The following is a 12,064-nucleotide window of genomic DNA, read 5'->3' as shown; positions in this document are numbered from 1 at the left end:
TTGTATAAGTAGATTCTCCTTCTCGGTTTGTATCAAGCTGGTCATATTATTTTATTTTTTCAATTGAAGATGCTCTGAAATATATGTTATTACGAACTTCGATAGCTTCTAAGTCGACCAGACTTACCTGATCAAGCTGGTTAGCAGAGACAGTTACTTGTGCTGGAAGTTTCACAGAAAACGGATTAACACCAGCTTGAAGTACCCAAATTTTTGATCCAATGGGGACACGTTTGTTATTCTCAAATGTATACATTTCCTCAGCTTCACTAGATAACAGTATAAAAGAAGAGGTTGGGTTTACATATTTATCAGCTATTTCTTTGCTATAACTATTTTGCTTAAAGTTGTTTTTTATTTTCATATTTTACACCTCAGTAGATTCTATTTTGATTAGTACTCGACGATTAATGAACTACTCACGCCTGTCATAAAATAGCGTTAATAAGTTTACTTATCTTTTCATCATAAGAATCTCTTCTTTCTGTGTTTGCCACTAGCAAACAAACACTATTAAGTATTTCAAGGGATTGCGAGTCTTTCTTGATACCTGTATTGTGTCATATATTTTAAATAGTGCTTACATCTGATTTTTTGTGGTACACTTTTCAAAAATACACCACCTTTTTAGGAAGGGGTCTTAATATGAAAAATATTTTTCCAATAACTACTAAATTCATATATGATTTAGCAGCAAGAAGAATTTATTTAAGAAAGAAGGATCTGAAGCTAACTTATTACATGGTAGCAGGATATAAAAACAAAATAGATTATGAAACTGCGGAAGACAAAACGGGCTATGACTATAAACTGATTAATAAAATAGCGACTGGAAATTTTAATGGTAGAAATAATCGATATTTGCTTACAGAAACATATACTGACTTACTTGTTAATGAGTTAAAGTTTCGTAATGTGCATGAGATGCTATGGGGAGGTGCTGATGAAATTCAAGTGTACTCAGTAAAGGTATTCGAGTGTTTGATCCGTGACTGTATAAATGAAGATTTTAAGGTCAAAGGTAATATTTTATCGTTACTATCATATTTTGGAAATGAATCCTCAGAAGTCACTCAAGATAAAATAGATAGACTTTTGAAAATGCACTATGATGACAAATATACTGTTAGAGATCAATTTATAAGATTATTTACAACTTTCACGTATAACAAATATAATTCAGAAAGTTATGTAGAGAATGAATGTATATTCGAAATTACTAAAGAAATAGAGCAAGTAACTAAATTTAATGACAATGCTTGTTTAACATTTAAGAGGCTCCCGGAAAGCATTGATAGATTTGTTCAGAATGAATTTTCTTCGTTGATAATGAATATTTTCTTAGAGCAATTAACAAATGGCTGAGTATGTAAAAATTTAATTTTAAAGCTATGAGAGGAACCATGGTAAGGGGCTGAGTAGAGGGAGAGTAGGGACGATAATCTATATACCGCCTATACAAAGTCACAAAGAAACTGTGAGATTCTTTTCTGAAATAGGTGTTAGATGTAAAGGATTATTCTTAAATGTACAGTTTCGCTTGTGTAAAGATGTACAGAAATGCTTTAAATATCGACAGAAATTGTTTGTTTCTAGATCTGTACTAACGCCTCAGTTGTTTTCATGCATGTAGTTGAAACGGTTTTGTTACACAAATCCCATTCAACTACATGCATGAAAAACTAAAAATACAATGTACAACAGACATCCTTCTACATATATTTTTGGCTAAAATGACTTAGTAGCAATAGTTTCCCTAGACTTCCTCAATCATTTTTGAACGTATTTATTCAATCAAAAGTGTACATTGGTAAACTAGCATTTATAGCTAGATGGATTTAAGAAAGGCATATACCAATAAAAACTTATTTTAAAGATGATAAAGTTAGACATAAGATCAGTAAATGGAATTTTAGATCATATCTGGTAAAGTTAGCTATTTAATTTATGTTGATTGAATTTATTTAATTGGTTTTTGAAATTGAGTAACAGCGAATCATAATCCGGAATATCAATGGATTGATAAACAATGGTTGTTAGCTGTTGGACTAAATTTTTTTCTAGTTGTGCTTCGGATTGATAGCTCAAAATATTGTACCTTCATAATTTTATAAGTTAATTATACTAAATAATTTTGAAATAATAATAAATAATCAAGGATAAACAAAATATGTAAAATACTTCTTGGTGATATTATAATAGATTTTGTTGAAACTTTTAATAATCATACAAAATAGGAGGTTAGAAATTTGAAGGTTCAAGAGAAGTTGGATATGTCCGATAGTGTTGGGATTTTTTATTCAGAAAACCTAGAAGGAGAATTAAAGGATAAATTAAATGTATTAGTTGAAAAAATAGAGAAATTTATTAAAGATAAAGCTCTTAAAGAAGGAACTGTTATTAATAATTCAGTTTATAAGTCAGTTATACCCTTTTCTTATAAATCTAGAGTGAAAAGTCAATTATCAATTGAAGAAAAGATTATAAGAAATGATATAGATATTAAATCAATTTCTGAGCAAAGTTTATTAAGTTGTTTTGATGACCTAATTGGGATAACTATTTTAACGACTACCATTGGCTTTCAAGATATTGCTTTTAAATATTTAAAAGATTTTTTAAAAGCTAACGAGGGCATTATAACAGTAATTAGTGGGTTGGAAAATAAAAAATCTATATTTAATAATGATAGAATACAGTACTATCACATTAAATTAAAATATTTTGATTACCCAGTAGAGATTCAAATAAAAAGTGTGTTTTTAAGTGCATTCGCGGATATTGAACATACATTATTTTATAAAGATCATGGAATACATGAATTGAAAAATTATAATAAAAAAATTATGCATTCTCTCGCTCCAATGTTAATAAACATTGAGGAAATATTACACGATATTTATACATATGATATTTCATATATGGAATCTGAAATGTTAAAGACTAAAATTTATACTTATATTGACGTTAAAAAGAACGACATTTTTGGCGTAACAAATGATAAAGGTAAATTAAGTTTTATAATTAATCAGACTGCCCAAATATTATGTTCTTACTTCATCGAAAAAAATATGGATTTTGATGAAAGTATATTTAATGAAGAGATGGATACATGTAAAGATATAAAAATTATCAACCATTTTTATAAAGATTATTTACCGTTCAATGCAATTAGTAAAATATTAAATGACGAATCAAATTTTTTAAAAACCTGTTTATTATTTGACCTGAAATTAGATGAGAAGTATAAAGAAAAAATTGAAGTTATTTCCGATAAAATTGATATCTTTTTTGAAGGTATGCTAAATATAAGTGATAGTGAAATTTTCAAAAACTTAGAGTTAAAGAAAAATATCCAGCTGAAGGAATTGTATCAGTATTTTGAAATAGAACAAGAGAATTTTATAGAAAGATTCCAGGATTATTTTGAGGAAGAATCCTTACAAGAAGAACTTAAAAAACTTGTAAATGCTAGTATAATAATATCAAATGCGATATCTAATAAAGAATTATTAACTTCTGATGTTAGTAAAAAAATAGAAAAGTGGTTTTCAACACAAGAGGATGAGAACAATATTAGTTATGAATTAAGTGAAAATATTTCGAATTATATTCTAGAAGGGTGGAATAAATAGTGGAAAAGAGAACTTTTAAATATATTCAGGGAAATCAAACTTTTTATTCGACTGTGATGACATTTAAAGAAATAATAGAAAATTCTTTTGTGTCCATTTATTCTAGAGATAATAGATTAGGCTATCAAAGGACATTAATAGAAAGGCACCTGAAAAAAATAGTAGTTTCCCTAAAAACAGATGATACTCCTATTTCTCCTACTTCCATTCTTCTTGGGATAGATGAAGATAATTTAATTGAATCTAGCATTGATAATATGATATCTCTACAATTTAATAGGGATGATGGTGGTCATATTTTTAGAATTGTAGATGGACAACATAGAATTATGGCCATGAAGAAGTATATCGATGAGTTAACTGATCGAGGCGATCTAAATAAATTAAATGAAATAAATTCCTATGAGTTTTCAGTAATTATAATGCCTATTAGTATTTATAAGCGAATCAAAGAAGTTGAGGTTTTCCAATCCATTAATGCAAAAGCTAAACCTTTAAAAACGGATTTGATAAGGTTAGCTTTGACTAGGTATCAAGAATTGGAAAAAATAAACCAATTAGACTATACGAACCATTTAGCTAATCGTATCATTTTCAGTCTAAATGATAATAAGCCATATAATGAAGAGCAGAATTTATTTACTGGAGATATAATTAATGTTTGGGAAAATGCAATTATAATCGATGTAAATAATGATGATGAAATAGGAGTAATTGGTTATAGTGCTTTTTATAAATCCATAGAACAGATTTGTAAATTTTATACTAGTAATATAGAGACAAATTTCAATGGAAATACTACATATGAGGAGTTAGATAAGCATTTAAATATGCTTTCTAATGAACTTACATTTGAATTATTTGTTCCTTGCTGGAAAATTATTATGGATAGATGGAAAAAATGTTTTTCTTATAAGAAGTTATCCTTTGACTTTGAAATTTATTACAATGAAGAATTTTATATTCAAAAAAATATGGGACTAAGATCATTGCATAATATTTTATATACCATAATTAAAAGTGAAGACGTTAACATAAAAGATTATAGTTATATTTTGAATCAATTCCGAGAAATAATATATTCTTCAAAGCTAATCGATGAAGATTGGGAAAAAGGTGGAAGGTTTAAAGGGTTGAGTTCAGAGGCTGGGTTTAAGCATATAGAAAATATTATTAAAAAGTAGAGTAAAATTAAATATAATAGTCAAAAACGTGATCAAAAAAATCAATTGCCCCCGCAGCTATTGATATAACAGTATTTTGAGACAGTTGGTTTGACTCCCACCGTCTTCACTAATACATATTTAATGAAATATATTTTGGTGTGATTTGAACCCTAACTTTGCCATTTTGGAAAGATTAGGGTTCTTTTTGTTTGCGGCAAAGTTATGCTTCATAAAAAAACGATAGATATTTCATAAATAACATGATCTCTCTTATGTCAATTTTAATGAAATATATTTTGGTTTGTTATAAAATAGTAAGTGGAAAGAAAAGGATATTATTTTGTTGTTAAAGTGATAAAAATTAAAGGTGGTAAATATGGAAATTAATACAAATGAACATCCTATTAATAGATTTATAAATTTAACATCTGAACAATTGAAAGAATCTATAGATGAAAAGAACCTACAAATATCTTTTTTTGTAGTAAAAAAACAAAAAAATGCAGATAATTATTACCATGCCAAAAAATTAGCATTAGCTAAGGAATTAGGTTTATGGTTAATAGAACATATTATTTCACAATTGAAATCTTTTAAAGGGGAGAATGATCAATTTATTATTAGCGAGTATAATTTTGAAATTCAAAAGAATGCTACCTTAGCAAAGCTTCATGTGCAAAATATTGAAAATTTGGTATCAAGATTTAATAATCTACATGAATCTTTGGATCATGATGAATTGTTACAGTGGCAACAATCGAATTTCCAATATATTAAGTTATCATTCGAAGGAAATACATTTTATTTTAATTTTTATCGGGCACCTAAAAAATCTAGTCAAAAGAGAAAATTTGCCTTTTTTAGTTCTAATGAATGGAATATAAAAGAGCAACCTGATTTAGAAGTAGGGGGAGCAATTAGCTTTTTTGTTGTTGGTGAAAATATTTACATTAATAACTTGAGAAACTTTGAATATGCATTTGATTATAGTGATCATATTAATGCTCGAAGAGATGAAAATCTAAATACCATTACTTCTTTAGATTTATTTCAAGGCGCAGATTCCAACAAGGAACAATTTATGGTTAAATGTAAGAAATATATATACTCAAGATCTTTAGCACAGATATCTCAACATACGCTGGGGGCTTTAGAAGAAAATTTTGAAGAGAGATGTGAAGATTTAAAACAAATAAAGCAAAGATTTGATGAATTGAGAGAAGAATCAGAAAAACAAGAGATGAAAGAGCAGTTTAAAGAGATATGGTCATTATATGATTTTATTGATTTGAATAACAAAAAGATAATCTATAATGAAGAACAAGAGCCCACAACATTGATTCACTTTTTTGCAGATAAGATTGTGCGTTCATTCTTAACCGATGAATTTAAAGTTGCCCTTGCTTATGAATAAATTTTTGATGATAAATTGGGAGGGTATTACTTGTGTGGTCAAAAAAAGAACAATTTCTCCTATGGATACTGGCTTATTTACCACTAATGGGAATATTTTTGTTAAAGTTTGCATTAGAAAATAAACTTATTCCTAGTTCTTTACAAGTTATATGGGGGAAAATTCCGCACACTTCAGAAAAAGTTACAGAATTAATCTATGCAATTATTATAGTAGTTTTGGGATCACTTTTAGGTATTTTAATAACGAGAGGTGCTTTGAAAAAAGCGAAAAATTCAACTAGTAGCATTAGTGAAGTATATATAAAAAAATATGCCAAACCGCGGGCGGAACACTATTCCTTTTTCTTAATAACAATGTTACTCCCTCTTTTTTCCCTAGATGTAAAATCAGTCACAAACTTATCTGGAGGTTTATTGATACTTGGAATTATTATTCTTATCTATGTAAAAACTGATTCAATTAGCACAAACCCCTTATTTTTTGTAACAGGTAGGAGTGTGTTTCAAGCCGAAATTACTAATACCTCTGGAAGTGAAAATCGAAGAAAAGTGTTTCTGATATCCGAAGATGAATTTTTAGACTTGAATGATAAGTTTATACTACAGCATCTTGTTGGTGATGTTTATTACATTGTTTCTAGAAGGTAAAATGATGACTCTCCTGTTAAGGTTAGAATTAAAAGTTTAAGCTAAATGCACCGATGTATATAAAGGGATATAATTCATATTTGTTACAGAGGATCTTTCAGGACAACGGAAGTTCCTTTTTTTATTTGAGATTTTATAATTAAAAAAGGATGCGTGCATTTATTATTTAAAAGTAGATGTAGTAACCATTGTAAAATTTTATATTTCGTATAATATAATGTTATTATGTTATTTTGTTTATTATTTTTTAGGAGATGACTAATTGTGGCTGTTTTTTGTTATTATTCAATTTTGTATTTCTGTACTGTAACGTTCGGAGTTCAAATTATTTATTTTGCAGAACCATTCTTTACAATGTTTATGGCTCCAGATTCAATAGAGATATTTATTTGTATGCTGATAATGTCTAGTGTACTGTCAATTATACTATCAATAATTTTACACTATATTTATATTTGGATTTATGATTCAGAAACATTTTTAAAACGATTTTATCAGGTTCACTTTTTTGCTACGTACATTTCAGGAGCATTTTCACTAGTAATGGTGGGAGAAACAACTTTAAAAGCATGGGGATTTAAAATTGTTACAGTTGATGGTAATACAAAAGTTACTTATCTTATATTACTTTTTATTGCGCTATCCAATAATGCTTTTTATAAAGCTTTTGAAAGTACTATTGTTGAAAAACTCGAATTCAGAAGGGGGAAAATGAAAAATAGAATCAACAAGATAAAGAATAAATTAGGTTATTTCAAAGGTGCATAAATTAAAGGGGGGAATATTAAATCTATAGATAGGTATGTCGTAAAAGGTACTTTATACAGAATTTCTAACTCTTTATAACTAATAGACTTTCACGGTATAAGCCCTTTATATTCATAAATGTTATTAATATCCAATATCCGATAGTCATCTGTATTTCTTCTATAATTTCTAAACCGATTTCTTTAAGTTGATATATTAAATTTAGCAATTCATTGTTTAAGGATGTAGTAAGTGTATTTCTAATTTTTAGGGAATGTGAATAAACCCGAAATAAAAGCGGCGTGATTGATAAGAAAAACTAAACTATATGGATGAAAATGGTACTGTTTGATAGAATAGATGTAAATATATTAAGAAAATGGTGCAAATATTTTTAGAATAAAATTAGAGCTGAATATAGAAAGGAGCGGTTGTATGGAGGGGAATTTGAAGCAATTAAAAGAAGCTTATCATGAAAACAAAGTAGTTCCTTTTATTGGGGCTGGATTATCAGTACCCTTCAATATCCCGACATGGGGAGATTTGATAAGAGATATTACTGATGAATATGCTAAAGGTAAAATCGAGGTACTGCTACGAAGCGTTGTTGATTGGCATTTAGAGAATAATGATTATTGGGGCGCGATTGATCAAATAAAGAAATTTGCACATCTAGTGGACCAAGATATTCAAAAAATGATTGTGAAATTAATCAAACAACATAAAACAAATGTAGAAGATGATAATTTACATAATTATTCAGATTTGGCTAAGATGAACTTTAAACTCCATTTAACAACAAATTATGAAAATCTATTATATGAACATATTAAGTGTGATAATCTTCCAATTCTACTCAAGGATTTAGATTTTAGTTCTCAAGATTTGTATGATGAAAAACGAATTTGCCATCTTCATGGATTTACATCTAATTTGGGATCAATTGTTATTAGTAAAAGCGGCTATGAGACACTTTACAGTAATGAAAAGTACGGGGAGTTATTAAAAGCAGTTACAAGTAGCAAAAATTTGTTATTCATGGGTTTTTCTTTTGATGATAAATTCGTAAGTGATTTAATTAAGGATTACAAGCAGTATCTTAATGGGACGCATTATATCCTTCTAGCTAATCCTACTCAGGAAAGAATAAAAGAATTAAGGGATAAATATGGTTTAATCACGATTCCATATGAAACACAAGGTTCTACACATGTGCTTGAGATAAGAAGGATACTGAATCAAATGGCTGAATCAAATTTGAGGAATACAGATGGAGATTCTAATGGTTCAAATGGCACTACTACCAGTTCTGTTGTTCTCGGAGCAAGATTAGCGGACTTTAAAAAAGATGTAAAAGGTAACTTGTTTTACAAAAAACTGAAAATAGAAAATATCGATGAGTCTCTTATTGAATTAAGTTCAATTTTCTATGTGGCATCAGAGCAATACATACGAGCATTGAAACAAGCAGGGATGTCTATAGATATTATTGATGCAATATTGGGTAAAGTATTCACAAAATATAAAGAAAAGTATGCGGATACATACAAGAAGTACGGGGATAGTGAACAACTTTTAACAGTTGTGCATGGAAGTTTAGAAGAGTTTAATTTTGGAAGATATGCTGTGTTTTTTGAAGATAATCAATCAGATGAAAACGAGAATAGAGGGTTAATTCATCTTTTGGCTGAGGATGAAACAATGGGTATTTGGTGGGGGGATGAGCGGTTAGATGAGCAATCTAATTAATAAAATCACAGTGGTCCCCCCGTCAATTGAGCTTTTATTTAATAACGAAAAGTTAGATTTAATGAAAGTACTATGTCTAATGTATGCTTTTACATTAAAGAGCAAGAAGCGTAGAAAAGTTTCGGAAATCATGTTCTATTATAGTCTTGTCAATTTTGATTTAATTAAACTATTTGAAGACAGTGAAGAAAATAAAATGGGTATAATACCATCTCCCAATTTATATTTTCGTTTCCAGACTAAAATTAATCAAATACTTTTGAATATGTCGCACCTAAAATTCATAAATCTGCAAGGGGACTTAACTAAAAAGTTAGGTGACATAACAGTGCAATTGAATTCACAAGGCGCAGCAGCTTTTGAAGAAGTTGATTCAGTATTCTTTTCTAATCTAAAAGTAGAGTATACAAAAGCCTTTGAAAAAGTGAAGTTTTCAGCTGGTAATATGCAAATAATAAGGGGGGTGCGAAAGTGAGCAGTATATTTATTAAAAAGTTAATTGTTCAAGGCACGTCATATAAGCGCACTATACGTTTTAACGAAGGTCTTACCATTATAAGTGGTGAGAAAACATCAGGAAAATCCTTAATTCTTAGCTTGATTGATTACTGTTTAGGTAAGAGTGAGAAAATCGATTTAAAAGTTCAAAAAGAATTGAATATACATTGCAATCAAATTTTTATTGAATTAAAAATTAATGATGAAATATTTACATTCAGCCGTTTGTTAAAAAAGAAACAAGGTAATATCAGCATATATTTCTGCGCCTTTGAGGATATAGAAGGGTATACGCCAAAGATCGTAACGATAAGTGAAGCGATGCATTTTCTTATGACAAAATTAAATGTTAATGAATATAAAATAATTAAACATCAAAAACATAGTACAAAAAAAGAACTACAAATCGTATCTTTCCGAGATATTTTTAGATATGTGTATATAAATCAGCATGCACTCGGAACAAAGGATTTTTTAGAAAATAAAACTACGTTTAAGAGAAATAAAAATCCGCATGCTTTTAAATTGATATTTGGCCTAGTGGAATCTGATAAAGATGCATTAAAGGAGAAATTAGTAGATACACAGAATAAAATTGAAGATGCATATAAGGTAATAGCTGGATTGAATTTATATTTAAAAGACAAGGATGCTGAAGATTTCAATGTTTTATCTGCTAAATACAATAGGATTAAGAAAGATATTGAAAAGCAGAAAAAAGAAAAGAAAACAATTATAGAAAGTAGCAAATTGAATAACAATAGTGAAAATGAACTGTATATTAAGCTGAAAAAGGATTTAGAAGAGATTGCTAACCAAATAGTTGAATATCAAAGGAATAAAAGACAATTGTTAATGTCTATAAACTCTAAAAAATTGTTAGTGGAAGAATATAGAGTTGAAGAAAAAGAAATAGATGCGACATTGGAAATAAATTATACGTTAGTGATACCGGATCAAAATATTGAATGTCCTCTATGCAATTCAACCGTTTTAATTCATGAGAAAGAAGAAGTAAATCAAAGTACGAATACAGAAAAAATGTTAAGGAAAGTAAAAAAAGAAATAACCGATAAAATAAATCTGGTCAAAAATTTAATTAATGATGACATGAAGAGTATTGAAGGTATCGATGTACAAATAGAGAGATTGTCGAGAAAACAAGATATTTTGAATGAAGCTATTGTTGAATTCGTTAAAGAGACAGATGTTCCGTTCCTCTCCCAAATCGATAGTATAAATAGCTTGTTAAATCGTTTAATTAAAGATCATGAAATAGTTAAAGAAGGGATACGAATTCATCGGAAAATTGATGAAAAACAAAAGGATATTACGAATCTGGAGACTACTGCGACACGACTAGAAGGTGAAATAGCAGCACTAAAAATAAGTGATAAGGATCGAGAAACTATTTTTGATTTTTTAAACACAGAGTATCAAAACTTTATGAAAAGACTAAAGTATGATACAAATGGTGAAACCTTTATCCACCCTGAACAATATATTCCATATTATGAAGGTGCAAGTGTTTATGCTCATGAAAGTGGAGGTCTGTTGGAGTGTATGCAGCTATCATACTTAGGAGCGATTTTAAACAGTAAATCCGAAGGATATGCTTCTGGACATCCTGGACTTTTATTGTTAGATTCAATTAGTAAATATGTAGGTACTTTGAAAAAAAGTGAGAAGAAAGAAGAACAGGATGGGAATCAACAGCAAAATCTGGTTCAGAAATCTGCTGAAGATCAAACTAAAATTGAAGAAAAGAATTTGATAAATGACCCAGAAGTATACGAAGAATTTTATAAAATACTGATTGAGTTAAGTACTTATCATCAAATCATCCTCGTAGAAAATACACCGCCAGAAAAATTTAATAAGTACATAAAGTATGTATTTTTAAAAGGGAAAAAGGGTTTAATTAATCCGGAAAAAATGAATTTACAGAGGGAGATGAAGGTTTGTGACCATAAACAGGTTAGGGCAATGGCACACATTCCTTTCTCTCTTAATATTATCATCCCTTTCAAGCTTTCTATAAGGATTTAGTTGATTATGCTTGAGTAACTACAAAATTTGATTTTACAATATTAATGTGAGTTTTATAACATTCAACCAATGCGCCCCTGTAAATAACCAACTGTTTTTTATTATTGGACGAGTGATGTTGAACTTGGTAAATGTTATTTTTATACTTAAAAATAA

At 28.7% G+C, this 12,064-nt stretch carries 10 protein-coding genes; 9 read left to right on the top strand and 1 reads right to left on the bottom strand.

Annotated features, from left to right (window positions below; all coding sequences use genetic code 11):
* Positions 1 to 46: 46 nt before the first annotated feature.
* Complete coding sequence (locus tag JFU20_RS01315) at positions 47 to 364, bottom strand: hypothetical protein (RefSeq protein ID WP_201038225.1); 318 nt, start codon at positions 362 to 364, stop codon at positions 47 to 49.
* Between the two features lie 281 nt (positions 365 to 645).
* On the opposite strand from JFU20_RS01315, the gene JFU20_RS01310 reads away from it, so the two are divergent.
* From JFU20_RS01310 to JFU20_RS01270, 9 genes are all read left to right on the top strand, one after another.
* Positions 646 to 1,365 (top strand): hypothetical protein, encoded by a 720-nt coding sequence (locus tag JFU20_RS01310; RefSeq protein WP_201038224.1) that lies wholly within the window; start codon positions 646 to 648, stop codon positions 1,363 to 1,365.
* Between the two features lie 884 nt (positions 1,366 to 2,249).
* The gene (locus tag JFU20_RS01305; protein WP_201038223.1) at positions 2,250 to 3,635 is read left to right on the top strand and encodes a hypothetical protein; all 1,386 of its coding nucleotides are present in this window, start codon (positions 2,250 to 2,252) and stop codon (positions 3,633 to 3,635) included.
* Positions 3,635 to 4,819 (top strand): DGQHR domain-containing protein, encoded by a 1,185-nt coding sequence (locus tag JFU20_RS01300; RefSeq protein WP_201038222.1) that lies wholly within the window; start codon positions 3,635 to 3,637, stop codon positions 4,817 to 4,819. Before JFU20_RS01305 ends, JFU20_RS01300 begins: the two co-directional genes overlap by 1 nt.
* Before the next feature lie 358 nt (positions 4,820 to 5,177).
* Positions 5,178 to 6,215 (top strand): Kiwa anti-phage protein KwaB-like domain-containing protein, encoded by a 1,038-nt coding sequence (locus JFU20_RS01295; protein WP_201038221.1) that lies wholly within the window; start codon positions 5,178 to 5,180, stop codon positions 6,213 to 6,215.
* Positions 6,216 to 6,247: 32 nt separating this feature from the next.
* Positions 6,248 to 6,865: a hypothetical protein gene (locus JFU20_RS01290; protein ID WP_201038220.1), complete on the top strand. Its 618-nt coding sequence runs from the start codon at positions 6,248 to 6,250 to the stop codon at positions 6,863 to 6,865.
* A 264-nt stretch (positions 6,866 to 7,129) separates the two neighbouring features.
* Positions 7,130 to 7,633, top strand: coding sequence for a hypothetical protein (locus JFU20_RS01285; protein ID WP_201038219.1), 504 nt, complete (start codon positions 7,130 to 7,132; stop codon positions 7,631 to 7,633).
* A gap of 426 nt (positions 7,634 to 8,059) precedes the next feature.
* On the top strand, positions 8,060 to 9,361 hold the full coding sequence (locus tag JFU20_RS01280) for an SIR2 family NAD-dependent protein deacylase (protein ID WP_242488128.1): 1,302 nt from the start codon (positions 8,060 to 8,062) through the stop codon (positions 9,359 to 9,361).
* On the top strand, positions 9,345 to 9,836 hold the full coding sequence (locus tag JFU20_RS01275) for a hypothetical protein (RefSeq protein WP_201038217.1): 492 nt from the start codon (positions 9,345 to 9,347) through the stop codon (positions 9,834 to 9,836). The genes JFU20_RS01280 and JFU20_RS01275 overlap by 17 nt, the downstream gene beginning before the upstream one ends.
* Positions 9,833 to 11,908, top strand: a complete 2,076-nt coding sequence (locus tag JFU20_RS01270) for a hypothetical protein (protein WP_307838382.1) — start codon at positions 9,833 to 9,835, stop codon at positions 11,906 to 11,908. Before JFU20_RS01275 ends, JFU20_RS01270 begins: the two co-directional genes overlap by 4 nt.
* Positions 11,909 to 12,064: the final 156 nt, after the last annotated feature.

Origin of the sequence: Bacillus sp. TH30, assembly GCF_016650875.1 — a bacterium.
Taxonomy (GTDB): domain Bacteria; phylum Bacillota; class Bacilli; order Bacillales; family Bacillaceae_G; genus Bacillus_A; species Bacillus_A mycoides.
Note: the sequence above shows the minus strand (reverse complement) of the source record. Positions and strands in the feature narration are given on the sequence as shown.

Excerpts from the sequence above, each read along its gene's own strand:
- JFU20_RS01315 (WP_201038225.1), bottom strand. The coding sequence starts at position 364 with ATGAAAATAAAAAACAACTTTAAGCAAAATAGTTATAGCAAAGAAATA.
- JFU20_RS01310 (WP_201038224.1), top strand. The coding sequence starts at position 646 with ATGAAAAATATTTTTCCAATAACTACTAAATTCATATATGATTTAGCA.
- JFU20_RS01295 (WP_201038221.1), top strand. The coding sequence starts at position 5,178 with ATGGAAATTAATACAAATGAACATCCTATTAATAGATTTATAAATTTA.
- JFU20_RS01275 (WP_201038217.1), top strand. The coding sequence starts at position 9,345 with ATGAGCAATCTAATTAATAAAATCACAGTGGTCCCCCCGTCAATTGAG.